A 26,404-nucleotide genomic window follows, 5' to 3' on the forward strand; every position below is an offset into this window, starting at 1 on the left:
AGCGCCGGCGTCAGAGCAGCACGACATCGAACTGTTCCTGCGAATAGTGCTCTTCCGCCTGGAAGCGGATGCTCTTGGCGATGAACTCTTCCAGCTCGGCCACCGCGGCGGACTCTTCCTCGAGAATGCGGCCGACGACCTTCGGGCTGGCCATGACCAGCAGCTTCTGCGCATTGAACTGGCGCACGGCGCGGGTGATCTCGCGAAAGATCTCGTAGATCACCGTTTCGGCTGTCTTCAGCGCACCGCGACCGCTGCACGCCGGGCACGGCTCGCACAGCTGGCGCTCGAGGCTTTCGGTGGTGCGCTTGCGGGTCATCTCGACCAGGCCCAGCGCGGACATCGGGTACACCGTGGTCTTGGCGTGGTCTTTCTGCAACCCCTTCTCGAGCATGCGCAGGACCTGCCGCTTGTGCTCGTCGTCGATCATGTCGATGAAATCGATGATGATGATGCCGCCCAGATTGCGCAGACGTAGCTGGCGCGCGGCGGCCTGCGCCGCCTCGAGGTTCGTGCGGTACACGGTTTCTTCGAGGTTGCGGCTGCCGAGATAGCCACCCGTATTCACATCGACGGTCGTCATCGCTTCGGTCTGGTCAACGATGAGGTAACCGCCGGACTTCAACGGAACCTCTTTACGCAGGGCGCGCTGGATTTCGTCCTCCACGCCGTAGAGGTCGAAGATCGGCCGCTCGCCGGCATAGTGTTCGATGCGGTCCGAGAGCACCGGCATGAACTTCTGTACGAATTTGACGGTTTTCTCGTAGGTTTCGCGTGAATCGACGCGCACCTTCTCGATCCCGTCGTTGAGCGAATCGCGCAGCGAGCGCAGCGGCAGCGAGAGTTCCTCGTAGACGCGTTCGCCCATCTTCGCTTTCTGGATGTTCTCCTGGACCACGCGCCAGACCTTGCTCAGGTAGGTCACGTCGAACGCGAGCGATTCCTCGGATTGACCTTCCGCATTGGTGCGAACGATGTAACCCAGCGGGTTCTCGCCGATCAGCGGCGTGATGATGTCCTTCAGGCGCTGCCGTTCGGATTCTTCCTCAATGCGCACGGACACGCCCAGCGTGCGCGAATGCGGCAGCAGGACGAGATAGCGCGAGGGAATGGAAAGATGCGTGGACAGACGCGCGCCCTTGCTGCCGATCGGATCCTTGACCACCTGGACCACGATTTCCTGGCCCTCGTGGACGAGTTCGCTGATCGGCGGTACGGGACCGTGACCGTTCGACTTGCCATCGACAGGGGCATCGGTAGGCGGAAGTGGCGCCCGGACGATATCGGACGCATGCAGGAACGCGGCGCGATCGAGACCGATCTCGACGAATACCGCCTGCATGCCGGGCATGACGCGCTGCACGCGCCCCTTGTACACATTGCCGACGTAGCCGCGCTTGGACGCGCGCTCGACGTGGACCTCCTGCAGCATGCCATTTTCGACAACGGCCACCCGCGTCTCACGCGGTGTGACATTGATCAGGATTTCCTCGCTCACACCAGCCCCTATCCTTAAGTCATCGCGCTTTATAGCCCGCGCGCCGACAACATGTCACTGACTCCTGAGGAGTCGGGAAGTTTCGTGGAGCGGCAGGCCCATGACGCCCGAATAGCTGCCGGAAAGGTGTTCGATGAAGGCCGCCGCGCGACCCTGGATGGCATAGGCCCCGGCTTTGCCGAAGCATTCGCCGCTGGCTACATAGTCGTCGATCTGGGCCGCGTCGAGTGAGGCGAATCGCACGATCGACACCGAAAGTGCCTGGCGCTCACTTTTGGCGTCGATCAGCCAGACCGCCGAGACCACGCGGTGTTCACGCCCGGACAGGCGACCCAGCATCGCGGTGGCGTCGGCCGCGTCACGCGGCTTGCCAAATACCTCGTCGCCCAGCACCACCTCCGTGTCGGCGCCGATCACACGGACACCCACTTCGCCTGCAACTATGGCGTAGCCCGCACGCGCCTTGTCCAGCGCCACCCGGGCAATATAGGCGTCGGGGGTTTCGCCGGAACGACGGACCTCTTCCACGTCGACATCGAGCACGCGCGGCGCTTCACCGATCTGGCCAAGGAGTTCCCGCCGGCGTGGCGATTGCGAAGCCAGGTAGAGCACGGCGTGTCCTTCAGGCGCGATGGTAGGGATGACCGGCCACCAGGGTGGTGGCGCGATAGAGCTGCTCGGCAAGCACCAGGCGAACGAGCATGTGTGGCAGGGTCAGTGGCCCCAGCGACCAGCGCTGGTCGGCGCGGGCGAGCACCTCCGGCGCGTGGCCGTCGGGCCCGCCGATAAGGAAGGCGATATCGCGACCGCCCATGCGCCATTGTTCGAGTTGCCGGGCCAGGTCTTCGCTCGACCAGGTCTTCCCGCGCCCATCGAGCGCGACGACGTGGATATCCCGGGGCAAGGCGGCGAGGATCGCCGCGCCTTCGTCGAGCGTGGCGCGCACGTCATCGCGACCTTTGCCGCGAATGCCGGGCTTGATCTCGATGAGCTCGAGCGGGAGCTCGTGCGAAAGGCGCTTGCGGTACTCGGCGAAACCTTCCGCCACCCAGGCCGGCATGCGTTCGCCGACGGCAATGAGTCGAGCCCGCACAGCGGGCTCAGTCGTTGGCGGCTTCGAAGCCGTCGTCGCCCACGGTCCACAGGCGCTCGAGGCCGTAGAACTCGCGGATGCGGGGCATCATCACGTGGACGATGATGTCGCCCAGGTCGACCAGCACCCATTCGGCTTCGGTCTGGCCTTCGACGCCCAGTGGCATCACGCCCGCCTGCTTGGCGAACTTGATGACTTCGTCGGCGATCGACTTGACGTGACGGGCGGAGGTGCCCGACGCGATGAAAAGGATATCGGCGATGGAGGTCTTGCCACGAACGTCGATTTCGCGGACGTCCTTGGCCTTGAGGTCTTCGAGCGCGGCGACGACGCGCTGGCGCAGGAGCTCGTTGCTGACGGCGGACTTGCCCTTGGCCTTGCGGGATGCGGTCGAACTCAAGATACGAAAACCTCATGCGGCGGAATGCCGGCTTCGAGGGCAGTATAACCCTCGCTGGCGCGGGGCGCGTCAAATGCCTGGGCAGGTATTCAGGCGGTGGGTTGACCCTGGGGCAGAGGCATCGCCGCTGAAGCGGCTCCCACAGGTCTGCCGCAGCCTCCTTGTGGGAGCCGCTTCAGCGGCGATGTGGGAGCCGATTCATCGGCGATGTGGGAGCCGCTTCAGCGGCGATGTGGGAGCCGCTTCAGCGGCGATCAGCGCCCCAGGGTGCGATAAGGCGCCAGCAGGGTCTCATCCTCAAAGCACGCCGAAGGCAGCAAGAACCGAGGCTCGAGCCCCGCCGCGAAGGCCTCACGGATCGCCGTGGCGGCGATATCCAGTGGCGTGATCGCGATATCGACCACCGTCCCCGCCGGCCCGTGAACCCGCTCCGCGCGGCGTCCCGGGGTGAAATCGGCCAGCTCCCCCGAGGGCGTGTGGCTGACACCAGGACGCGTCAGCACCCCCACGTGGGCGAATTCGAACAGTTGTCGCCACCGGTGCCAGGACGCCAGTCCGACGAACGCATCCGCCCCGACCAGAAGCACCAGCGGCCGGTCCGGCCCGATATCCGCGCGCAGTGAGGCGAGCGTATCGACCGTGTACGAAGGGCCATCGCGATCCAGCTCGCGTGTATCGATGGTCAAGCGGTCCTGGCTCGCCAGCGCCGCGCGCAGCAGGGCAACGCGACCGGCCGCATCGGCGACCGGTGGTGGCCGATGCGGTGGCGTGCGCGCCGGAACCAGCCTGACCTCGGCGTCGAGCGCCTCGGCGGCTTCCCACGCGGCCCGCAGGTGGCCGTGATGGATGGGGTCGAAGGTGCCGCCGAGAATGGCGAGCGGACGCGCCTCGCTCATCCGAAAGCCGCCGCGGCACGGGGTTCGGCAATAGCGGCGATCAGCCGCTCGGCCTCGAGCCACGGGTTGCCCTGCTCGCGCCCCTTTGCCATGCGGTCGATCCGCGCCGCCCGGGCAAGGCAGGCCAGCCAGTGTTCACGGGGCGCGCGGCGCAGGGCCTTGCGAAACAGTTGCTCACGCGCCGGCCAGAGTCGTTCCACCTTGGCCTGCGCGGCGAAATCGCGCGCATTGGCCAGGCGCAGGGCGAGCTGCAGCTGGTTGACCAGCCAGCCCATCAGGGCGATCAGCTCGTCACCCTCGGAACGCAGGCCGGCGAGAATGCGCAGCGCGCGGCCGCCCTCCCCCGCAAACGCGGCGTCGGTGAGTTTGAAGGCGTCGAAGCGGGCGCTATCGGCCACCAGGCCTTCCAGCGTCGCCGCGTCGAGGCGTTGGTCGCCGGCGAGGACGACCAGCTTGTCGATTTCCTGGGCGGCGGCAAGCAGGTTGCCTTCGACACGCTCGGCCAGGAGGGCCACGGCGTCGGGGCTGGCCTTGACGCCACGCGACATGAGCCGTGCGCCGATCCACTGCGCCCATTCGTTCGGGCGTGGCGCGTTGAACACTACCTGGATGCCGCCGGCGTCGACGTTTTTCGTCCACACCGCCTCGTGCTTGGTACTCCACTCCGTGGCCGTGATCAGCAGCGTGGTGTCAGGCGGAGGGTTGGCGACAAATTCGCTGATCGCCGAGCTGCCGTCCTTGCCCGCACGGCCACCGGCCAGGCGCAGGTCGAGCAGGCGCTGGGTGGCGAACAGGGAAAGGCCGGCCGAGGAACGGGCGAGATCGTCCCAATCGAAGCGGCTGTCCGCTTCGAGTACCTCGCGCTCGCTGTAACCCAGGCGACGGGCCATGGCGCGCACGGCGTCGGCCGCCTCGAGCACGAGCAGCTCCTCACCGGCGAGCAGGTATACCGGCGCCATGCGGTCGCCGGCGAGGTGCTTCTGCCACTGGCCGGGGCTCATCGGCACCGTCAGGCTTCCTCAGGTACCGCTGGGGGCTGTCGGCTGCGCGGCCACGGCGGGATGTGCTCCGGCGGCCTGCAGGCGGAACAGGATCGACTGGACCATGTCGCCGATCAGGCTGCGCTGCAGCTCCTCGGTCTGGCTGGCCGTACCGATGGTATTGGTCGCGTCGTAACTGAACTCGCGGGACATGTCGACCGACTGCGAGGGGATGATCACCGTGCCGTCGCCGGCCTTCGCGTTGAAGTCCACGTGGTAACGCACGGCGTATTCCGTCACGCGGGCCGTGCCACTGACCGTAAGCGAGTCGGTGCGGAAGGTGTTCGAGGTGATCGTCAGGTCGGCGGCGGCGGCCGAGGCGTGATCCACGACTTCCGCGCCGGAATTGGACAGCGCACGATTAAGCTGGCGCTCGAGGCCGCCGCCACCGGCCACCGTGAGATGGATCTTCTTCATGCCCGGCGGAAGGGCCGCCGTTTGTCGCAGATGGAAGCCGCAGGCGCTGAGCAGCACGACGGCGGCGAGGACCAGGGCGGTACGCAGCGAACGGGAGAGGTTCGGGCTCATGGTTATCCTGCGACGATGTTGACGATCTTGCCGGGCACGACGATCACCTTGCGCACGGTCTGGCCTTCGAGCATCCGCGCCACGGTGGGCTCGGCGCGCGCCATGGCCTCGGCGTCTTCCTTCGAAGCCGAGGCAGGCACCTCGATGGTAGCGCGAAGTTTGCCGTTGACCTGCACCGCATAGGTCAACGATTCGCGGACCAGGGCAGCCTGGTCCACCGCCGGCCAGCCGGCGTCTTCGACCAGCGTTTCGCCATGGCCGAGCACCTGCCACAGCGCATGCGCGATGTGCGGGGTAAACGGATTGATCAGCTGGACCACGGCGGTGAACGCCTCCTGGCGCAAGGCTGCGCCCCGGGCACTGGCGTCGTCGAACTTCGCCAGGGCGTTCAGCAGTTCCATCAGCGCCGCGATGGCCGTATTGAAGGACTGGCGGCGACCGATATCGTCGGTGACCTTCTGGATGGTTTCGTGGAGCTGGCGCCGCAGCGCCTTACGCGTGCCCTCGGCGGATGCGTTCTCCCCGTCCGCCGGGACCGCGGCCTCGGCATGCGCCGAGACATCGCGCCACAGCCGACGCAGGAAGCGCGCCATGCCTTCCACGCCCGCCTCGTTCCATTCCAGCGACTGGTCCGGCGGCGCGGCGAACATCGAGAACAGGCGCACCGTGTCGGCGCCGTACTTGTCGACCATCGACTGCGGGTCGACGCCGTTGTTCTTGGACTTGGCCATCTTTTCGATGCCGCCGATTTCCACCGGCTTGCCATCGGTACGCAACACCGCGCCGACGATGCGCGCGCGCTCGTCGCGCTGCACGTCCACATCGGCAGGATTGAACCAGGTGAGCGAGCCATTGGCTTCCTTACGGAAGTAGGTCTCGGCAATCACCATGCCCTGGCAGAGCAGGTTCGTCGCCGGCTCGTCGCTGTTTACCAGCCCCTCGTCACGCATGAGCTTGTGATAGAAGCGGAAATAAAGCAGGTGCAGGATCGCGTGCTCGATGCCACCGATGTACTGGTCGACCGGCGTCCAGTAGTTGGCGCGCTCGTCCACCTGCGCCTTCGCACCCGGACTGGTGTAGCGCGCGTAATACCAGCTCGACTCCATGAAGGTGTCGAAGGTGTCGGTTTCGCGCTCGGCCGGGCCACCGCACGAAGGACACGTGGTCTTGCGCCACTCGGGGTCGGCCTTGATCGGCGACTGCACGCCGGAAAACGCGACATCTTCGGGCAGCACCACCGGCAACTGGTCTTCCGGCACGGGCACGGCGTCGCACTTGGGGCAATAGATGACCGGGATCGGGCAGCCCCAGTAGCGCTGGCGGCTCACGCCCCAGTCGCGGATGCGCCAGTTGACCCGGCGCTCTCCGCGGCCAGCCGCGATCAGTGCCAGGGAGATCGCGTCGAAGGCGGCCTTGAACTCGAGGCCGTCGAACTGTCCCGAATTGATCAGGGTGCCGTACTCGGTGTAGGCACCGGCGGTCTGGATATCGGATTCGAAGGTCTTGATCGTCTCGACGGCCGAGGACGACTGATAGGCGTCGGACGAACCGCCGTCGAGTGCGTTCTGCAACACATCGCTGCCGTCGGTGGCGAGGTCGCGGCGGAGTTCCTCGACAGCGTCCACCACGCCGCGATCGACGACCACCATCTTAATCGGCAGCGAATACTTCTGGGCGAATTCCCAGTCGCGCTGGTCATGGCCGGGTACCGCCATGACGGCGCCCGTGCCGTAACCCATCAGCACGAAGTTGGCGACCCATACCGGCACCTTCTCGCCGGTGAGCGGATGCGTGGCGTCGACGCCCGTGTAGTAGCCGCGCTTCTCCTGGGTTTCGAGCTCGGCTTCGGATACGCCGCCGGTCTTGCAGCTCTCGATGAATTCGGCCAGACCCGGATTGCCCACGGCAGCACGCGTGGCGATCGGGTGCTCGGCAGCCACCGCGACGTACGACACGCCCATGAGGGTGTCAGGACGGGTGGTGAACACGGTCAGCGGTTCGGCCTCGCCGTCCACATCGAAGTGGATTTCCAGGCCTTCGGAGCGACCCAGCCAGTTGCGCTGCATGGTCTTGACTGCGTCGGGCCAGCCCGGCAGCGTGTCCAGGCCGTCGAGGAGTTCCTGTGCGTAAGCGGTGATCTTGAGGAACCACTGCGGAATCTCGCGCTTCTCTACCAGGGCACCGGAGCGCCAGCCTCGCCCGTCGATCACCTGCTCGTTGGCCAGCACGGTCTGGTCGACCGGGTCCCAGTTGACGACGCTGTTTTTGCGATACACCAGGCCCTTCTTCATCAGCCGGGTGAACATCTGCTGTTCCCACTGGTAGTACTCGGGGCGGCAGGTGGTGACTTCGCGTGTCCAGTCGTAGGCGAAACCCATGCGCTTGAGCTGCTCGCGCATGTGTTCGATGTTCTTGTACGTCCACTTGGCCGGCGCCGTGTTGTTCTTGATCGCGGCATTCTCGGCGGGCAGGCCGAAGGCATCCCAGCCCATCGGCTGCAGCACGTTCTTGCCCTGCTGGCGCTGGAAGCGGCTGATCACGTCGCCGATGGTGTAGTTGCGGACATGGCCCATGTGGAGGGCGCCCGAGGGGTACGGCAGCATCGAGAGGCAGTAATACTTCGGCTTGCTCGCGTCCTCGGTCACTTCGAACGCGCGGGTGGCGTTCCAGAAGTGCTGCGCGGCGGTCTCGACGGCGTCAGGGGCGTAACCGCCCTGTTCGCGCGTGCCCTGGTCTTGGGTGTCCTGCATGGTGTTGGGTACCGGTGGGATGCTCACAATCGCGGGAGACTATCCCACGGGGAGGATTCAGGCAAAGCGAAGCTGGCTTTGTGTGGGAGCCGATTCATCGGCGCTGGGCCTGCGGCTACACCGCTTCATTGGCTTTTCACCGCTGAAGCGGCTCCCACGGTGCCGCATCGCCGATGAATCGGCTCCTACATTGTCTGCCTTGTTCCTGGTTATTGGCAGGAGGTCTGGCCGGCGGCGACGGCGCGGACGGCGGCGGCTACCTGGTCGGCTACCTGGCCGATGGCCCGCTGGTGGGCCTCGACGAGGCTGTCGTAGGTCGATCCCGCCGGCTCGCTGGCGCGCGAGGCGCAGGCGGCGCCCGCCGTCTCGCCCGAACGGACCGACCAGCTTGCCTCCAGCGTGGCGCTACCGCCCACTTCGGAGTCGAAGCGGCGTACATCGAGCTGCACGCGGATGACCTTGTCGCCCTTGGCATGGGGCAGTCCGTGCACGTCGTGCGTGCCCAGGCGAGTGGACAGGTCGGCCACCAGGGCGCCACGAATCTCGTCGCCGAGCGGCGAGGCCCAGCGCTCACCATCGAGGACGGACACACCGGTGGCACCGTGACGGAGCACCAGGGATGGCTGATCCACCTGCGGTGGCACGCCAACAGCCTGCACGTCGATCACGAAGGGCGCCGCAACGGAGGCCATCGGGGCCGAGGACGGCACCAGCGTGTGGAAGTGCGTGGGCGCCGATGAGCAAGCGCCGAGTACGGCGATCAGGCTGGCGGCGCCGACAAGGCGAAGTGTCTGGATCATGGCTGTACGTCCTTGCCCTGCTTCGGGGTCGACGGCGTGGAAACCGGCGGCGCTGCATCGGCACCCCTGCCGCGCAGCAGCGCTTCGGGGTGGCGACCGAGGTAATCGGTGAAAGCACGAACCGAGCGCACCGTGCGCTGCAGCTCCTCGAGCGTATTGCCGATGTTCTGCTGGAGGGGGGAGTCCTCCGACAGGGCGTCGTTGGCCGTGCCGACGGTCTTGTTCACGCCCTGCAGCGTCCGCCTGGCTTCCGGCAGCAACTCGGTATTGACCTGTTTCAGCGTGCCATTGAGCTCGTGCAGGCTGCCGTCGAGGTTCTTGCCGATCGAATCGAACGGGATCTTCTCGATCTTGTCGACGATGCTGGCGATCTGCTCCTGCAGGTGGTCGAAGTCACCCGGCGTAGTCGGGATCTCAAACGGCCGGGCGTCCGGGTTGAACGATACCTTCTTCGCCTTCGGATCGAAATCCAGCGCGATGTAAAGCTGGCCGGTGAGCAGGTTGCCATTACGTGCCTGCGCACGCAGGCCATGGGCCACGAGACCGCTCATGATCTTCGGCATTTCCTGGTCGTCGTCGCCACCGGAGAGCTTCGCGAGTTTGTCGTGCGCCTGGCCCAGGCGCTGCGGATACACCACCGCGCCGACGATGACCGGGAAGGTCTGCGTCTTCGCGTCGTAGTCGAGGTTGACCGACACCACGCGACCGAACTTCACGCCGAGGAACTCGACCGGAGCGTCCACCGTGAGCCCGCGCAGCGAGTGCTCGAAGCGCATGCGGATGTAGCGCGGCTTGCCGTCGGGCGGTGCGATGGCCGTGGCCTGGTCGTTGAACAGGGTGAACTCCTCCATTTCCGGCGCCGCGGTTTCGTCGTGCGGTCCCGGAGGATCCTGGAAAGCCACACCGCCCGCGATCACGGTCGCCAGCGACTGCGTATTGAGCTTGAGGCCATCGGCGCCGAGCGAGACATCGACACCGCTCGCATTCCAGAAGCGGGCGTCCTTGCTGACGAAGCGATCGTTCGGGCCATCGACGAACAACTGCAGGGAAACGCCCTTGCCGTCCTTGTCCAGTTCGTATGAAACGATACGACCGACCTGGATACGCCTGTAGTACACCGGCGAGCCGATATCGAGGGAACCCAGGTCGGCGGCGTGCAGCATGAAGCGGCGACCCGGCGCGCCATGGGTCACGGCAGGCGGGGTTTCCAGGCCGGTGAAGTCGTTCTGGTCTTCCTCGGAATCACCGGCATCCGCGCCGATGAAGGCGCCGGACAGCAAGGTATCGATACCCGACACGCCGCTCGCGCCGATGCGCGGACGAACCACCCAGTAGCGCGTGCCCTTGGTCGCGAATGCCGCGGCGTCTTTTTCGAGGTCGATTACGACGGAAATGTGCGTGCGGTCCTTCGACAGGCGCATGGTGGTGACCTTGCCGATCACCACGTTCTTGTACTTGACCTGGGTCTTGTTGGCTTCGATGCCTTCGGCCGTGAGGAAGGTGACCGTGATCTTCGGACCGGCCGAGGTGAAGTGCGTCACCAGCAGGGAGATACCTACCAGGGCGGCGATGATCGGCACCAGCCAGATGAGCGAAAAGCCGAGCTTCGACTTGCGCACCTCCGGTTGCGGCAGGTCGTCGTCCTGGATCGGCGTGTTTCCTTGGTTGGTGTCGCTCATTGCGATTTCCTGTTGTCCCAGATCAGACGGGGATCGAAGCTCATGGCCGAAAGCATCGTCAGTACGACGACTACGCCGAAATAGACCACGCCGGGCAAGGGCTCGACGCGGCTGAGAATCTGAAAGTGCACGAGGGCGGAAAGGATCGCCACGACGAACACATCGAGCATGGACCAGTAGCCGATCAGCTCGACGAAGCGGTAAAGCCTCGCCCGCTGCTTCGATACCAGCCCACTGGACCGCTGCACGGACACCAGCAGGGTGGTCATGATGATGAACTTCAGCATGGGCACGACGATGCTCGCCGTGAAGACGATGACCGCCAGGCCGGGAGAGCCCGCGCGCCACAGCTCGAAAATGCCGCTGAGGATGGTGTTGTCGTCCTTCGAGGAAAGACTCTGCGTGCGCATGATCGGAAACACGTTGGCCGGTATGTAGAACATCGCCGCAGCCAGCAGCAGCGCCCACGAACGCGCGATGCTGCCCTGCTTGCGTACGTGCAACGCACTGTGGCACCGCGGGCAATGCGCGTGGGGGTCCTCGCTGTAGGCGGTGACCAGACGGCAAACGTGGCAGGACATCATGCCCAGTTCCTGGGCCCGGGGCGGCGTATTCATGCTTTCGCCTCCCCGGTGATATCCCACAGGTGGCGGGCATCGTGGCTCGAGAAGACGGTGATCAGCACGGTCAGGAAGCCGAAGGCCCAGATGCCAGGCCCGGGGACCACATCGAAATACGTGTGCGCCTTGACCACCGCCACCAGCGTGCCAAGCATGAACACTTCGATCATGCTCCAGGGCTTCACACGTACGAGGGCCGTCATGGCCTGGGCGAACCCGGGCGCGCGGCGACCGTCGCGCGCAAACCAGAGCACCCAGCAGAAGATCACCAGCTGGCTGAGGGGAAAGAAGAACAGAGTCAACGCCGTGAGTGCCGCGACCAGCTGCGCGCCGTCGGTCCACATCGCGATGACAGCGCCCCATAGGGTGGTCGTCTCGGCCATGCCGGAAAGCTTCAGGGTGACGATCGGCGACACGTTGGCAATCACGAAGACGATCAGGGCGGCAATGATCAGGGCGAACTGTCCCTCCACGCCGATCCACTGGTGGCGTTCCAGCACGGCGCCGCAGACGGTGCAGTCGGCTACCTGCCCACGCAGCAGCTTCCGCTTCTGGTAAACGGAGTCGCAGTGCTCGCAAATGATCAGGTTGTGGGCGTGGTGCATGCCGTCCCGGCGGTTCGAGGCCACAGTGGCCTACCCGCCTATGATCGCAAATCCGCGTAAACGGCGCATGACGGGCAACGTAGGATCCGTCCTAAATCGGCGTCGGGGCTTGATATGCTCCGCCTCTTCCCCGATTTACGGGGCATCGAATCTGAGTCCCAGGAGCCCCCCGTGAGCAGCGCCCCGATCACCAGCGAACACATCTTCGACGCGACCACGGCCGGCTTCGAGAACGACGTTATCCAGGCCTCGCTCGAGACCCCGGTCCTGGTGGACCTCTGGGCCGAGTGGTGTGGCCCGTGCAAGTCGCTCGGCCCGATCCTCGAAAAGCTGGCCGTGGAGTACAACGGCGGCTTCCGGCTGGCGAAGATCGACGTGGACGCCGAGCAGCAGCTCGCCGCCATGTTCGGCGTGCGCAGCATACCCACCGTGATCCTGATCAGCGGTGGCCAGGTGGTGGACGGCTTTGCCGGTGCCCTACCCGAGGGCCAGATCCGCGAATTCCTGACCAAGCATGGCGTGCAGCCGGCCGAGGCCGCGAATGACGAGGACGCCGAAGCGGTGACGCCGGAAACCGCCGAAGAAGCCATCAGCCGGATCCAGCAGGCCATCGCCGCGGAACCGGAGCGCCCCGAGCTCAAGCTCGACCTCGCGCTGGCCCTGATGCGCGCCGGCAACGTGGCTTCGGCCCAGTCCGAGCTCGACGCCCTGCCCGCCAACCTCGCCACCGACGCGCGCGCCGTGCGCCTGCGCAGCCAGCTCGAGCTGGCCCGTGCCCTGGCCGGTGCGCCGTCACTGGCCGAACTCCAGGCCCGCGTGCAGACCCACGACAGCGACTGGGAAGCCCGCGACCTGCTCGGCGTGCGCCTGCTGATCGAAGGCGAGGCGGCGGCCGGCCTCGACCAGTTCCTGGACATCCTCAAGCGCCAGCGCGACTGGAACGAAGGCCAGGCGAAGAAGCGGCTGCTCGCGGCCTTTGCAACGATGGACGATGCGGTGCTGGTGAGCCAGTACCGTCGGAAGATGGCTTCGCTGGTGTTCTAGGGCATCGCCGCTGAAGCGGCTCCCACAAGAGCATCGCCGATGAATCGGCTCCCACACAGAGCGGCTCTTGTGGGAGCCGATTCATCGGCGATGCTTTTTGCCCCCTGTGGGAGCCGATTCATCGGCGATGCTTTTTGCCCCTGTGGGAGCCGATTCATCGGCGATTCGAGAAACCTCAACGCCCCTTCTTACGCCTCACATAAAGCTGCTTTCGAACGGAAGCCACCAACTCCCCGGACGCCGTCCGCACATCCGTATCAAACCACCGCAGGCACTTCTCGCCGTTCGCGGTAGCCGCCCGCAGCTCGTCGAGCACACCGTCCTCGATGCGGAACTCCGCAAATACATCCTCCCGCCCCGGGGAGACGAAGCGAATCTCGCCCGCCTGGTCCCAGACGATGTAATCATCGCCCAGGCTTTTCAGCGTCATGATCATCCAGAACGGATCGGTCATCGAGAACAGGCTTCCGCCGAAGTGCGTGCGCACGTAATTGCGGTTGTACCAGGCCAGCTTCAGCCTGACCCGCGCATGGCGGTAGTCGTCGTCGAGCCGCAGCACCCGCACACCGGCGAACAGGAACGGTGGCCACCAGTTGAGGACGCGGCGCAGGGTGCTTGCTTTCATGACAAGGGGTTCGGGATCGGGGAGCCCGTCATCGTAGTCGCGCCCGGGTGGGGAACGAAGACCCCCGTTTTAAACGAGGGGTGACCAATGGCAGGGGGCCACCCGGGTCCACGCGCCTACCATCGATCGCACCCACCTGCCGCCGGAATCCGAGCCATGCACCTTACGCTCCGCCGTGCCACCCTGCCCGCCGCCCTCGCCGTGGCGATGGTTTTTTCAGGCTCCTCCGCTATCGCCCAGGATCTTCCCGCCCCGGTCGACCAGGCCTACCAGGGCACGCTCGGCCTGAACGTCGATCTCACCGACGCGCCGAAGAACATCTATCACGTGCGCGAGACCATCCCGGTGGCTGCTGGTCCGCTCACGCTGTTCTACCCGAAGTGGATTCCCGGCGAGCACTCGCCCACGGGCCCGATCCAGAACGTCGCCGGCCTGACGATCAGCGCAAACGGTAAGCCGCTCACCTGGCGCCGTGACCTCAAGGAAATGTACGCGCTGCACCTGGATGTTCCGGCCGGCGTGGACAAGCTCGACGTGGCCTTCGAGTTCCTCGCACCGCGTGAAGCAGGCGGCTTCTCGTCCAGCCCTTCGTCCACGCCGAACTTCGTCGCCCTCGAGTTCAACCAGGTGGCGTTCTATCCGGCGGGCTACTACACCAGCCGCATCATGATCCAACCGACGGTGAAGCTCCCGGCGGGATGGAAGTTCGCCAGCTCACTGGAAACGGATACGCCCGATAGCGCCTCGCCCAGCTTCAAGGCGGTCAGCTTCGAGAATCTCGTCGACTCACCGTTGATTGCCGGTCGCCATTTCAATCGCGTGGACCTCGCACCGGGTGCGCAAACGGCCGTCCATCTGAACATCGTCGGCGATAGCGCGGCTAGCGTAAAAGCCACCGACAAGCAGATCGCCGGCCAGCGTGCCCTGATCGTGCAGGCCAACAAGCTGTTCGGCGCACATCACTACAAGCACTATGATTTCCTGCTGATCAACTCCGATCACACGCAACACTTCGGCCTCGAGCATCACCAGTCGAGCGACGATCGCCTCTTCGCCAACTTCCTCACCGACAACGACGTCAACCTCGCCGCAGGCACGCTGCTTCCGCACGAATACGTGCACTCATGGAACGGCAAGTTCCGCCGCCCCGCCGACCTGTGGACACCAACCTTCACCGAGACGATGCAGGACGACCTGCTCTGGGTTTACGAAGGCCTGACCGACTACTGGTGCGGCGTACTCGCCGCGCGCTCCGGCATCTGGACCACCGAACAGTGGCGCGATTCCCTGGCCAGCATCTCGGCCGGCATGTCCAACCGCACCGGCCGCTCGTGGCGTTCGCTGCAGGACACCGCCGATGCTGCACCGCTCACGTACGCAGGTGGTGGTGGCTGGTCGAATTATCGCCGCGGCACGGACTTCTATCCCGAAGGCCAGCTGCTCTGGCTCGACGTAGACACGAAGATCCGCGATCTCTCCGGCGGCAAGCATTCGCTCGACGATTTCGCGCGTGCGTTCTACGGCATGGATAACGGCGAGTACGGCACGAAGACCTATACCTTCGACGACGTCGTAAGCACGCTCAACGGTGTACAGGCCTATGACTGGGCGAGTTTCCTGCGCCAGCGACTCGACGCCACCGGCAACACGCTGCCCGAACACGGCATCGAGAACGGCGGCTGGAAGGTCGTCTACGACGACAAGCCGGGCGGATTCGACAAGACGGCCGAGACCCTCCGCAAGTCGGCCAACTTCGCCTATTCGCTAGGCGTGCAGGTGTCCGACAAGGGCGTGATCCAGGACGTGCAGTGGGATGGAACCGCGGCGAAGGCCGGCCTCGTACCGGGTCTTACCATCGTTGCCGTCAACGGCAAGGATTACTCGACCCAGGTGCTGAAGGACGCGGTGACCGATGCCAAGTCAACCACGACGCCGATCGAGTTCCTGGTCAAGAACATCGACGAGTACAGCACGGTGAAGGTGGACTACCACGGCGGACTGAAATACCCGCACCTGGTCCGCGGCGACGGCAAGGACGTCATCGGCGTGATCGCGACGCCACGCAAGTAAGCAACGAAGGCGGCGCGGCGTCCGCCGCGCCGCCGTGTCGATCAGGTGTTCTCGCGATTGGTCTCGAACAGGAACCACACGCGGCGCTCGCCCTGGTCGATCCAGTTCTCGATGAGGCTGGCCGTGGCGACATCGGAATACTCGTCGCACAGTGAGTGGGTTTCGCGCAGGAAACCGACCAGGCGCTGGTTGTCCTCGCGCAGCTCGGCAAGCATGTCCTGCGGCGTGACGAAATCGGCATCGTTGTCGGACAGTCGCTGCAAGCGCGAGATGTGCCCGATCGAACGCAGCGTGGTTCCGCCGATCTTGCGCACGCGCTCGGCGAGGTCGTCGGTCATATTGAAAATCTGCTCACCCTGCTCGTCGAGCAGCAGGTGCAGGTCGCGGAAACGCGGACCCGACATGTGCCAATGGAAATTCTTGGTTTTCAGGTAGAGCGCGAAGGTGTCGGCGAGCAGGGCGTTGAGTTCGGCCGAGATATCGCGGGTGGCGTCGGCGCCGAGGCCGGTTGGCGTGTGCAGATCGGCTTTGCGCTTGGCTTTGGTCGCTTCAGGGTTCTTCATTGCTGCGCTCCACATGGGGGCCCCTGAGTATGCGCCGGCGTTTGTTATGGGGATTGGAGATTTCGTACTTGCGGCGCCGTTGCGATGCATGGCGTCGTTCGCGGGATCGGCGGCGAGGGTTCGCCGCTGAAGCGGCTCCTACAGGAGCGCTAGCGTTACTACTACGCGTAATCCGGGGCCGGGATCGGCGTCGAGCAACTGGATTTTCGCGGCGTGCAGTTCGGCGGCGCGCTGGACGATGGAAAGGCCAAGGCCGTAGCCCTCGCCTTGTGCGTCGAGGCCGCGCTGGAAGCGGGTGAACATGGAGGCGCGGCGCTCGGCGGGAATGCCGGGGCCGTCGTCGACGACTTCAATGATTGCCTCGTCGTCATCGCGGGTGACCGACAGCTCCACGTGGCCGCCTGCAGGCACATGCCGGAAGGCGTTTTCCAACAGGTTACGCAACAAGGCACCGAGGGCGACGCCGTAGCCTTCCATGATGAGATTCTCGGGTAATGCCCGGATGCTCAGCTCAACGCCGCCGCGGCCGATCAGTGGCGCGAGCTCTTCGACGACCTCGAGGGCCAGTTCACCCAGATCGATGCGACTGCGGGGCCCCGAGGCCGCGCCGACTTCCAGGCGGGCCAGCGCAAGCAATTGCTCGGTGCGCCGGGCGAGCGACACCAGGCATTCGCGCGCCGCTTCCAGCGCCGCCTGGGCCTCGTGCGGCTGGGCTGAAGCCATCGCGTTTTCGAGATTGATCATGGTCGAGGCCAATGGGGTGCGTAGCTCGTGGGCGACGTCGGCACTGAAGCGCCGTTCGCGCGCAAGTGCGCTTTCCAGGCGGTCAATCTGCCCGTTGAGCGCGTCGACCACGGGCTTCAGCTCGGTCGGGGCGTGATCCAGGCGGATTGGCTCACGGCTACCGGGCTCACGGCGCGAAAGCGCGCGAGCCAGCATCTCCAGCGGGCGGAGACCGCGGCGAATCGCCCAGCCCACCAGCACGGCGAGCAGGGGCAGACCGAGAAAGGTCGGCAGGCCGTGTTCCACCCACAGCGCGCGAGTGATCTCGTGCCGGCTGTCGTAGCGCTCACCCGAGCGGATGGTGATGCCCTCGTCCTCCATGATCAGGGTGAATACGCGCCAGGTGTGCCTGTCGCTGACCACGTCATCGAACTCGCCGTCGGCGGCGGGCGTATTCGGCAGTTGTGCAAGGTTCTCCGTGGCCAGCAGCAGCGTGCCGTCGCGGTCGAACACCTCGAAGCCCACCTCCGACTCGTAGGTGCGACCCTGCACCATCACTTCCTGCGGATGATTGGACATGCTCGGCACCAGAAGGCGCGCGGCGCGCTGGTGACGCAGCTGGTCCACACCGATCCGACCGACCAGCACTTCGAGGGTACGTGCCGACTGGGCGAGACGGCCATCGGAGAGCTCGTCCACTTCTTCCAGGGTGCGCTTGGCGCTGAGCATACCCAGCGGCAGCAGCACGGCGGCGAGCACGATGACGATGAGGACCAGGAGATGCGAGCGCAGGCTGAGCGGCTTCACTTCGGCTCCCGCGGCACCATGTAGCCGAAACCACGCACGGTCTGGATCGCATCGTGGCTGAGCTTGCGTCGCAGGGCGTGCACAAGCACCTCGAGCGCGCTGGTGCTCATGGCGGCCTCGGGCCCGTAGAGCGAAGCTTCGAGCGCCTCGCGCCGGACAATACGCCCGGCGCGCTCCATCAGCGCCTGCAACAACGAGAACTCGCGCCGGGTCAGGTCGATCTTGTCTCCATGCCAGGTGACCTCGCAGCTGCCCAGGTCCAGGCTCAGCGCACCGGCCTCGATGCGATTGACCGAATCGCCGCGCACACGCCGCGCGAGCGAGCGGATGCGCGCGGCCAGCTCGTCCAGATGGAACGGTTTGACCAGGTAGTCGTCGGCCCCGGCGTCGAGCACGCGGATACGCGAGTCCAGGGCCTCGCGGGCCGACATGACGATCACCGGCGTGGTCACGCGCAACTGCCGCGCCTCGACCAGGACATCCATGCCGTCCTTGCCGGGCAAACCGAGATCAAGCAGCACCAGGTCGGCTTCGTGGTCGCGCATGGCGGCCAGCGCTTCGTTACCGTCACGAAACCAGCTGATGGTGTAAGCCAGCCGTTCCAGCGCCCTGCGGATGGCATCACCAAGCTGCGCGTCGTCTTCGACAAGGATGATATGCAAGAGGGCAGCCCTGTGGCGGTGACGGCCGATAGTATCCGTGCACCGAGCTTAGTGTCGCCTTAGGCCCGCCGGTCAATCGGCCTGGAAGCCGGCCATGATTCGCGACGGCGCGGAAAAAATCACACAATGGGCGGATTCTCCTGCCGGATGCTGCAATGCCTGCGACCCTCCCCGCACGCCTTCTCCTCGCCCTGATCGCCGTGGCGCCTGTGACGATCCAGGCGAAGGACACCTGGACCACGCCCGCCGAGGCCTCATCATTCCGTACCACGCCTTCTTACGCTGACACGCAGGCCTTCCTGCAACGGCTCGCCCAGGCGGCACCGGCGACGATCCGCCTGGAGACCTTCGGCACGACGCCAGAGGGCCGGCCCATGACTGTCGTCATCGCCGCGAAGGATGGCGACCTGACGCCCGAGCGCGCCCGCGCCGCCGGCAAACCCATCGTTTTACTCCAGGCCGGCATCCATCCCGGCGAAATCGAAGGCAAGGACGCCGGACTGATGCTGTTGCGCGACTTTGCCGCGACGCACCGCCTGCCGCACCTGCTCGATCACGCCGTGCTGGTCTACATCCCCGTGTACAGCGTGGACGGCCACGAGAACTCGAACCCGTACAACCGCATCAACCAGAACGGCCCGGACGAGATGGGTTTCCGTGGCCAGTCGCAATACCTCAACCTCAACCGCGACTACGTCAAGGCCGATGCGCCGGAGACGCGCGCGTGGCTGAAACTCTGGAACACCTGGAAACCCGACCTGCTGGTCGACATCCACACGACGGATGGTGCGGATTACCAGTACGACCTCACCTGGTACGCCGAAGACGCGCACAAGCTTCCGCCGTCGATCGCGGCCTGGCAGAAGACCGCCTACGAAGGCGACGCCATCCCCGCCTACGAGAAGCTCGGCCATCTCGCCGCGCCCTACCTGGAATTCCGCGATGGCCGCGACATCACCAAGGGCATCGAGAACTTCGGGTCCGGCCCGCGCTTTTCGACCGGTTACGCTGCCATTCGCAACCGCGCCGGGCTGCTGATCGAAACGCACATGCTGAAGTCCTACGAGGTGCGTGTGCGCGCCACGTATGACGTCGTGCGTAGCGTGCTTGACCATGTGAACAAGGATCCGGCCGCCCTGCTCCAGGCTTCGAACGAGGCGGACACCTGGGCTGCCGCCCTCTCAGGCAAGCCCGGCGCGTCACTGCCAGTAACCTTCAGGCAGGATCCCGAGTCGACCCCGTTCAAGCTCAAGGGCTACGCGTTCACGCAAACGAAGAGCGAGGTGTCCGGCGATCTCTGGGTGCAGTACGACCCGAAGACGAAGAAGAACTACGACATCCGGAACTGGAACGACCTGCTACCCGATGTCTCCGCCTCGATTCCCGCGGCGTGGGCGATTCCGCCACAGTGGACGGATGTCATCGAACGGCTCGATGCGCATGGCATCCCGTATACGCGCACCACCACCGCGGTCCGCGTGCACGCAGATCGCGACGACATGACCGCGCCGAAATGGGCGGACAAGCCTTTCGAAAGCCATCACATGTTGAAGGACGTGCATATCGCGTCATCGAAACAGGACATCGATCTTCCCGCCGGCACGGTGATCGTCCGTGCGGACAACGCCGATGCCGTGCTCGCGCTCAACCTGCTCGACGCCCGCGCGCCGGACTCCCTGCTTCGTTGGGGCTACTTCAATGCCATCTTCGAGCAGAAAGAGTACGGCGAACCTCGCGTCCTCGAGGCACTGGCGAGGAAGATGATGGCGGAGAACCCGGCGTTAAGAACGGAGTTCGAGGCGAAGCTGAAGAACGACGCCACGTTCGCTGCCAGCCCGCGTGCGCGGCTTACGTTCTTCTACGAACGCAGCCCGTGGTACAGCGTGCAGAAGGTCGGGGTGTATCCGGTTGTGCGCCTGGATGCCGAAGCACTAAGGCTGTTGTAGGAGCCGATTCATCGGCGAATGGGTGCTCGCGGCAACCTTGCCCGCTGCCGCGGGTTCGCCGATGAATCGGCTCCTACAAGAGCAGTTGGTTACGCGACGACCTCGAAGGGTCGCATCATTTCGTTGGCTTCGTGTTCGGCGAGATGGCAGTGCCATGCGTAGCGGCCGGCGTAGCCGTCGAAGGTCGCAACGATGCGTGTGACCATGCCGGGATACGCCTGCACGACGTCCTTCCACCCACGCTCGTGCGCCGGCGGGTCCTGCGCCGGACCGACGTAGCGGATGGTCTTCTTCTCCATGTACTCGTCGACGTCATACGGACGGCGGTCGAGGATCTGGAAGCGAACAAGGTGCAGGTGGATCGGGTGCGTGTCTTCGGTGAGGTTCACCAGGCTCCACATCTCGGTGCTGCCGAGCTTCACCGTCTCGGTGACCGGATCGTGCCAGCGCTTGCCGTTGAGCAGCATGAGCATGGGCGTGGCGACGCAGTCGCTGTATTCGTCGAGCGTGAGCTCGCGCGCTTTCGACGCGCTCGCTTCGGTCACCCGAGGCAAATCACGCAGCACGTCCGGCAGGCGACTATCGTCACGCACATTTCCCTGCCCGACCGCGAAACGCATCAGCGGAAGCGCGTCGTTCATCAACTCCACCGTGCCGCCCCGCAACGCAGCGAAGTCGACAACAAGGTCGGCACGTTCGCCCGGCGCAAGGAAGATGGACGTCAGCCTGGCCGGTGCGGCAAGCAGTCCCTGGTCCGAACCGATGGCGTGGAATGGCCGGCCGTCCTTGAAGCGCAGATGGTAGAAACGCCCGTTCGCGGCATTCAGCACACGCAGGCGATAACGCCTCGGTTGCACGTCGGCGCGCGGCAGAATCACCCCATTCACCAGCGTGAGGTTGCCGAACACTTCCGGCACCCAGGGCGCGTTGGCGTCACCCGAATCCGGATAGTAAAGACGGCCATCCGTACGTAGCAGCCGATCGGCCAGCACCAGCGGCAATTCCTGCTCGCCGGAAGGAAGGCCAAGCGACAACTCGTGTTCGTCGCGCAGCAGGTACAACCCCATCAGGCCGGCATACATATTCAGCCGGTTAATGCCCATGGCGTGGTCGTGGTACCACAGGGTGGCGGCATCCTGTGCATTCGGGTAATGGTGCTGGCGCGATTTACCGGGAACGTACCAGTCCTCCGGATAGCCGTCATCTTTACGCGGCACCCTGGCACCGTGCAGATGGACGATGGCGCGCACCTCGGGCTGGTCGGCCTCGGCACCGCAGATGGCGTGATCCACCGGCAGGAAATGCTTCGTCGGCAGCGCATTGGTCCAGCGCACGTCGAAGGCCTCGCCCGTGCGCGCTTCGATCGTAGGCCCGGGATAGTGGCCGCCATACGTCCACAGTTCGGTCGCTGGCAGGTCGCGATGCAGCTTCTGCGCGGTCTGCGCCATGCGCACGTCGAGCGTCTTGCCTGCGGTGGGCCGCAGTGTCGGCGGAATGGGCAACGGGTCGACGAACGGCGCCATCTTGCCCGGGTCAACCAGGCCAGGCATGTGCGTCGTATCGCCCATCGGATGCATGCACAGTTCGTTGCCGACCTTGCCCGTGGGAGCGGCCTGCATCGCATGCATGTCATGCGCGAGGAGCCGCGACGGGATCGAGCCCGCCGCGGCCATCCAGCCCGCCGTCTTCAGGAAGCGACGGCGATCAACCATGCCCACCGTTCCCGAACGGCCACTGCGGGCGCTTCGGCTGACCGGTCGACTCGTCCAGGATCAGCTTGCGATCGAACAGGCGCGGGAAGAAGAAGTCGAACATGTTGTCGATACGGCCGGCCGTGGCATCGGTCGAACCACCGCCCAGACGCTTGCTGTCGAGCCAGTTGTCTTCGATGAAACGGGTGATCGAGCTCTGGTCGGTCACGCTGTGGTCGACCATGTTCTCGCGAGCCCACGGCGACACCACCAGCAGCGGCAGGCGCGGACCGAAGCCGCAACGACCCTGCGCCGGCGTCTTGCCATCCAGGCCCGGCAGCGTGACGCGACCCTTGCACAGGCCAGCGCCATCGAGCGCATCGGTCGTGCCCGTCGAGGCGTTGGTGTGCGGCGGCTCCTGGTGGTCGTACCAGCCATCGGAATCGTCATAGGCGATGACCACGGCCGTGTCCTTCCACTGGCCGCTCTGCTGTAGCGCGTTGATCACGTGGACGACGAAAGCCTGTTCGTCGATCGGATCGGAGTAGCCGGCGTGGCCATCCTGGTATGCCGCGGCCTTCAGGAAGCTCACCGACGGCAGGTTGTCCGTGTCCAGCGCGTCGTAGAAGTCATGCAGGTCGTATTGGTGGTTGGCCGTATCCGTCTTGCCGATGGCGGCGATGGACGACGGCCGTGCGTGCGTCGGGTTGGCCGTGGACGGGTAGTACTGGAACGGCGAATGATGCGGGCTGTAATCGTTCGAGGTGGTGTTGGTCACCTTCGACAACGTGCGTCGCGTGCAGCCGGTACTGCCGTCGGGATTGGCAACGGTAAGGTCGAAGCCGCCCTGGAACCAGCCCCAGGTGACCTTCTTCTCATTGAGCAGATCGCCCACGTTACGGCCGCCCATCGTCGCCTGGCTCGCCGTGGGCGAGGAGCAGACGTCGCCGATCGGATCGGGGTCACCGATCATAGTCAGGCCGCCGTGGCCGTCGTCGGTCTCGGCACCCGTGCCGTTAAGCGTGTCGATGACACCGGCGGTCTGGCCCGCGATCAGGTTCACCGCACCCGGCGAGGACGGACCGAAGCCCGTGCCGTAGTGGTTGTCGCTCATGGCGAAATTCTGTGCGTAGTTCCAAAAGGCCGTGACGGTGTTGCCGTCGTAGTAGCCCATCACCTGGCCCTTGCCTTCCTCGGCGGCATCGCCGCCCGGCAGGGTTTCACCGTGACCGGTGTACAGCGGGAACAGATCCATCTTGCCGCCGTCGAAGGCGCGCTGCTCCGAGGTATAGCCGTGGTCCTGGTCGGCCGTGGCGGCCTGGTTGCGGGCGAGACGGAACGGGTTGATCGCCGCGTCGGCGTTGCCGGCGTTGGCCGCGTTGGGATTCTTCGTCAGCAGGCGATGCGACAGGCCATTCACCGGCGGGGTAAAGGGGCGCGCATAGAACGACGGCTCACCCTTGCCGTTTTCGGCAAGCGGATAGGTGCCGAAGTAATGATCGAAGGACACGTTCTCCTGGAAGATCACCACGAGGTGCTTGATCGGCGTGGCGGTACGCGGATCGCTACCGTGACCGCCGTGGCCAAAGCCGAAACCCAGCGCGGTCGTGGCCGCATCGGCGGGGGCCGAGGCCACCTGCTGTGCGGCGACAATGGAAGCGGCGGAGAGAGTGAGCACGCAGGCGATGCCTGCGGCCAGTAACTTGCGCATGACTAGGCTCCTCGGAAGGTGTGGCGGCCGGACTGCAAGAATCCGCATCCCCTGTCATGCGGTCTGGCCAGCGTAAGAACGGCCCATGACAGTCGGGGGACAAAAGCCGCAAGACCTTGCGAAATTTCTCAATCCATGACCTTCGTCACGGTCGGCCCCCCGGGCCGTTCCCAGCGGCTATGCTCGGATACCACCGGTGCCGGGGGCACCGCTTTCACCAGGACAGAGGGACACCCATGACCAAGCAGTACCTGAAGCCGCTCGCCTTGGCGCTCGGCGTCGCGCTCGCCGGCACCGCCTGCAGCCAGCACAACGATGCCGACACCGCCACGCCGGGCGGCAACCAGCCTGCCGCCACGGGCAGCGCCGCGCCCGCGCCGGCCACCACGGCCGCCGCCGCGCCTGCCGCACCCACGTTCAACGTGGCTGACATCGACACCGGCATCGACGCCTGCGACGACTTCAACGGCTTCGTGAACGCCAAGTGGGTCGCCGCCAACCCGATTCCCGAAGACCGCACCCGCTGGGGCGCCTTCGACCAGCTCGCCGAAACCAGCCTGAATACCCAGCACGACATCGTCGACGCCATGGACAAGGGCGCGGCGAACGCCAAGGCCGGCTCGATCGAGCAGAAGATCGGCCTGCTGTATCGCTCGGGCATGAACGAAGCCGTGGTCGACAAGGCCGGCATCGATCCGCTCAAGCCGGAGCTGGCCAAGATCGACGCGCTGAAGACCAGCGCCGACGTGGTCAGCTTCCTCGACCAGAGCTTCGCCGACGGCAATAGCTACGTGTTCGGTTTCGGCTCGGGCGCCGACTTCCAGAATGCGAAGATCCAGATCGGCTACGCCCAGCAGGACGGTCTCGGTCTGCCGACCAAGGACTACTACACCGATCCCAAGCAGGCCGATAACCGCAAGGCCTACGTCGACTACATCACCAAGACCCTGACCCTCGCCGGCGTGTCCGACGCCGACGCGAAGACCCAGGCCGACGCGGTGATGAAGTTCGAAACGCAGCTGGCTGCCGCCTCGCTGGCCCCGGTCGAACTACGCGCGCCGGAGAACCAGTACCACTTCGTCACCGTGACCGAAGCGGACAAGATCACCCCGCACTTCAACTGGGAAAAGTTCTTCGCCGCCCAGAGCGTCACGATCGACAAGGGCTTCTCGCTGTCCCAGCCGAAGTTCTTCAAGGAGTTCGACAAGATGCTGGCGGCGACGCCAGTCAGCACCTGGCAGGCCTACCTGCGCTTCCACGCGACCGACAGCGCCTCGCCGTACCTGTCCAAGACCTTCCAGGACAACAAGTTCGATTTCTACGGCAAGACCCTCGCCGGCCAGCCGCAGCAGAAGCCCCGCTGGAAGCGCGTGCTCGGTACCGTCAACTCGTCGATGGGTGAAGCCCTTGGCCAGCTGTATGTCGCCAAGGTGTTCAAGCCGGAAGCCAAGCAGCGCGCGAACGAGCTGGTCGACAACGTGCGCAATGCCCTCAAGGCCCGCATCGAGAACCTTGACTGGATGAGCCCGGAGACCAAGGAAAAAGCGATCCAGAAGTGGAACACCTTCCTGCCGAAGATCGGTTACCCGGACAAGTGGCGTGACTGGTCGGGCCTCGACGTGGGCGGCGACGACTACTACACGAACGTGCAGGCCGCGAGCAAGTTCAACTACCACTACGACATCGCCAAGATCGGCAAGCCGACCGATCGCCTCGACTGGGGCATGACGCCGCAGACGGTAAACGCGTATTACAACCCGACCGACAACACGATCAACTTCCCGGCCGCAATCCTCCAGCCGCCGTTCTTCGATGCCAAGGGCGACGACGCGATCAACTACGGCGGTATCGGCGCGGTCATCGGCCACGAAGCCAGCCACGGCTTCGACGACGAAGGCAGCCAGTTCGATGGCGAAGGCAACAACAAGAACTGGTGGACGGCCGCGGACAAGAAGAAGTTCGAGGAGCGTACCGGCAAGCTGGTCGCCCAGTTCAACGACTACGCGCCGATCAAGGACAAGCCGGACCTGCACGTCAACGGCAAGCTGACCCTGGGCGAGAACATCGCCGACCTGGGCGGCACGGCTGTTGCCTACGACGCCCTGCAGGAAGCGCTGAAGAAGAACCCGCAGGAAGCGGACTCGAAGATCGACGGCTACACGCAGGACCAGCGCTTCTTCCTCAACTGGGCACGCGTGTGGCGCGGCAGCGTCCGCGAGAAGCAAGCCATGCTGTACCTCAACACCGACCCGCACGCACCGGCTTCGCTGCGCGCTATCGGTGCACCGTCCAACATGGCTTCCTTCGCCACCGCGTTCCAGTGCAAGCCGGACGCGAAGATGGTCCGCTCGGGCGACAAGCTGGTGAAGATCTGGTAACCGCTCTGACGCCAGGATGCTGATCGCGAAGGCGCCGCATGCAAATGCGACGCCTTTTCTTTTTTCGGGCCCTGCTTTTGTGGCCCCTGCTTTTGTGGCCCCTGCTTTTGTGGCCCCTGCTTTTGTGGGAGCCGCTTCAGCGGCGATGGGTTCGCGGCAACCTGGCTATCGCCGCTGAAGTGCAGTGGTCAAGCTTTTCTGGACACCTGCGTAGGAGCCTGAGCCGCCAGGCGCTCGAAGAGCGCTGGCGGGATGTCGTTTAGCCGCGAGTGCAG

General features: G+C 65.1%; 22 protein-coding genes. 4 read left to right on the forward strand and 18 right to left on the reverse strand.

Annotated features, from left to right (window positions below; genetic code table 11):
• Window positions 1-10 precede the first annotated feature (10 nt).
• The 12 genes from rng to C8J98_RS19100 form a co-directional block, all read right to left on the reverse strand.
• Window positions 11-1,498, reverse strand: coding sequence for a ribonuclease G (gene rng, locus C8J98_RS19045; protein WP_107914963.1), 1,488 nt, complete (start codon window positions 1,496-1,498; stop codon window positions 11-13).
• Window positions 1,499-1,552: 54 nt separating this feature from the next.
• A complete protein-coding gene (locus C8J98_RS19050) occupies window positions 1,553-2,110 on the reverse strand; it encodes a Maf family protein (protein WP_107914965.1) in 558 nt (185 codons plus the stop codon).
• A gap of 10 nt (window positions 2,111-2,120) precedes the next feature.
• Window positions 2,121-2,591: a 23S rRNA (pseudouridine(1915)-N(3))-methyltransferase RlmH gene (gene rlmH, locus C8J98_RS19055; RefSeq protein ID WP_107914967.1), complete on the reverse strand. Its 471-nt coding sequence runs from the start codon at window positions 2,589-2,591 to the stop codon at window positions 2,121-2,123.
• Between the two features lie 7 nt (window positions 2,592-2,598).
• Window positions 2,599-2,934 carry a ribosome silencing factor gene (gene rsfS, locus C8J98_RS19060; protein ID WP_107915045.1) on the reverse strand — a complete coding sequence of 112 codons (336 nt, stop codon included), beginning with the start codon at window positions 2,932-2,934 and terminating at the stop codon, window positions 2,599-2,601.
• A 311-nt stretch (window positions 2,935-3,245) separates the two neighbouring features.
• Window positions 3,246-3,887 (reverse strand): nicotinate-nucleotide adenylyltransferase, encoded by a 642-nt coding sequence (gene nadD, locus C8J98_RS19065; protein ID WP_107914969.1) that lies wholly within the window; start codon window positions 3,885-3,887, stop codon window positions 3,246-3,248.
• The gene (holA, locus tag C8J98_RS19070) at window positions 3,884-4,888 is read right to left on the reverse strand and encodes a DNA polymerase III subunit delta (protein ID WP_199229963.1); all 1,005 of its coding nucleotides are present in this window, start codon (window positions 4,886-4,888) and stop codon (window positions 3,884-3,886) included. Before holA ends, nadD begins: the two co-directional genes overlap by 4 nt.
• A gap of 18 nt (window positions 4,889-4,906) precedes the next feature.
• Window positions 4,907-5,455, reverse strand: coding sequence for an LPS assembly lipoprotein LptE (gene lptE, locus C8J98_RS19075; RefSeq protein WP_107914973.1), 549 nt, complete (start codon window positions 5,453-5,455; stop codon window positions 4,907-4,909).
• A 2-nt stretch (window positions 5,456-5,457) separates the two neighbouring features.
• Window positions 5,458-8,205, reverse strand: a complete 2,748-nt coding sequence (gene leuS / locus C8J98_RS19080; protein ID WP_107914975.1) for a leucine--tRNA ligase — start codon at window positions 8,203-8,205, stop codon at window positions 5,458-5,460.
• 209 nt (window positions 8,206-8,414) lie between these two features.
• Window positions 8,415-9,005 (reverse strand): PqiC family protein, encoded by a 591-nt coding sequence (locus C8J98_RS19085; protein ID WP_107914977.1) that lies wholly within the window; start codon window positions 9,003-9,005, stop codon window positions 8,415-8,417.
• Window positions 9,002-10,684 (reverse strand): MlaD family protein, encoded by a 1,683-nt coding sequence (locus C8J98_RS19090; RefSeq protein WP_107914979.1) that lies wholly within the window; start codon window positions 10,682-10,684, stop codon window positions 9,002-9,004. Before C8J98_RS19090 ends, C8J98_RS19085 begins: the two co-directional genes overlap by 4 nt.
• Window positions 10,681-11,301: a paraquat-inducible protein A gene (locus C8J98_RS19095; RefSeq protein WP_107914981.1), complete on the reverse strand. Its 621-nt coding sequence runs from the start codon at window positions 11,299-11,301 to the stop codon at window positions 10,681-10,683. Before C8J98_RS19095 ends, C8J98_RS19090 begins: the two co-directional genes overlap by 4 nt.
• The gene (locus C8J98_RS19100) at window positions 11,298-11,909 is read right to left on the reverse strand and encodes a paraquat-inducible protein A (RefSeq protein WP_107915047.1); all 612 of its coding nucleotides are present in this window, start codon (window positions 11,907-11,909) and stop codon (window positions 11,298-11,300) included. Before C8J98_RS19100 ends, C8J98_RS19095 begins: the two co-directional genes overlap by 4 nt.
• Window positions 11,910-12,080: 171 nt before the next feature.
• Between C8J98_RS19100 and trxA the strand changes: the two genes are divergently transcribed.
• On the forward strand, window positions 12,081-12,953 hold the full coding sequence (gene trxA / locus C8J98_RS19105) for a thioredoxin (RefSeq protein ID WP_233260298.1): 873 nt from the start codon (window positions 12,081-12,083) through the stop codon (window positions 12,951-12,953).
• Window positions 12,954-13,128: 175 nt separating this feature from the next.
• Here trxA and C8J98_RS19110 read toward each other — a convergent pair whose 3' ends face one another.
• Entirely contained in the window at window positions 13,129-13,578 is a 450-nt protein-coding gene (locus C8J98_RS19110) for a DUF4442 domain-containing protein (protein WP_107914985.1), read from the reverse strand.
• A 156-nt stretch (window positions 13,579-13,734) separates the two neighbouring features.
• On the opposite strand from C8J98_RS19110, the gene C8J98_RS19115 reads away from it, so the two are divergent.
• The gene (locus C8J98_RS19115; protein ID WP_107914987.1) at window positions 13,735-15,648 is read left to right on the forward strand and encodes a M61 family metallopeptidase; all 1,914 of its coding nucleotides are present in this window, start codon (window positions 13,735-13,737) and stop codon (window positions 15,646-15,648) included.
• 41 nt (window positions 15,649-15,689) lie between these two features.
• On the opposite strand, the gene C8J98_RS19120 is transcribed toward C8J98_RS19115, so the two are convergent.
• The 3 genes from C8J98_RS19120 to C8J98_RS19130 all read right to left on the reverse strand — a co-directional run bounded on the left by C8J98_RS19120 (window position 15,690) and on the right by C8J98_RS19130 (window position 18,403).
• Window positions 15,690-16,211, reverse strand: coding sequence for a DNA starvation/stationary phase protection protein (locus tag C8J98_RS19120; protein WP_107914989.1), 522 nt, complete (start codon window positions 16,209-16,211; stop codon window positions 15,690-15,692).
• Between the two features lie 138 nt (window positions 16,212-16,349).
• Window positions 16,350-17,741: an ATP-binding protein gene (locus C8J98_RS19125; protein WP_107914991.1), complete on the reverse strand. Its 1,392-nt coding sequence runs from the start codon at window positions 17,739-17,741 to the stop codon at window positions 16,350-16,352.
• Window positions 17,738-18,403, reverse strand: coding sequence for a response regulator transcription factor (locus C8J98_RS19130; protein WP_107914993.1), 666 nt, complete (start codon window positions 18,401-18,403; stop codon window positions 17,738-17,740). Before C8J98_RS19130 ends, C8J98_RS19125 begins: the two co-directional genes overlap by 4 nt.
• A 155-nt stretch (window positions 18,404-18,558) precedes the next feature.
• Here C8J98_RS19130 and C8J98_RS19135 point away from each other — a divergent pair, with 155 nt between their 5' ends.
• A complete protein-coding gene (locus C8J98_RS19135; RefSeq protein ID WP_107914995.1) occupies window positions 18,559-20,349 on the forward strand; it encodes a M14 family metallopeptidase in 1,791 nt (596 codons plus the stop codon).
• 89 nt (window positions 20,350-20,438) lie between these two features.
• Here the strand turns inward: C8J98_RS19135 and C8J98_RS19140 are convergent, their stop codons facing one another.
• The gene (locus C8J98_RS19140) at window positions 20,439-22,061 is read right to left on the reverse strand and encodes a multicopper oxidase domain-containing protein (RefSeq protein ID WP_233260299.1); all 1,623 of its coding nucleotides are present in this window, start codon (window positions 22,059-22,061) and stop codon (window positions 20,439-20,441) included.
• Window positions 22,054-23,751: an alkaline phosphatase family protein gene (locus C8J98_RS19145; protein WP_107914997.1), complete on the reverse strand. Its 1,698-nt coding sequence runs from the start codon at window positions 23,749-23,751 to the stop codon at window positions 22,054-22,056. Before C8J98_RS19145 ends, C8J98_RS19140 begins: the two co-directional genes overlap by 8 nt.
• A gap of 236 nt (window positions 23,752-23,987) precedes the next feature.
• On the opposite strand from C8J98_RS19145, the gene C8J98_RS19150 reads away from it, so the two are divergent.
• Entirely contained in the window at window positions 23,988-26,129 is a 2,142-nt protein-coding gene (locus C8J98_RS19150) for a M13 family metallopeptidase (RefSeq protein WP_107914999.1), read from the forward strand.
• The last annotated feature ends 275 nt before the right edge of the window (window positions 26,130-26,404 follow it).

Origin of the sequence: Luteibacter sp. OK325 (assembly GCF_003050935.1) — a bacterium.
Classification (GTDB): domain Bacteria; phylum Pseudomonadota; class Gammaproteobacteria; order Xanthomonadales; family Rhodanobacteraceae; genus Luteibacter.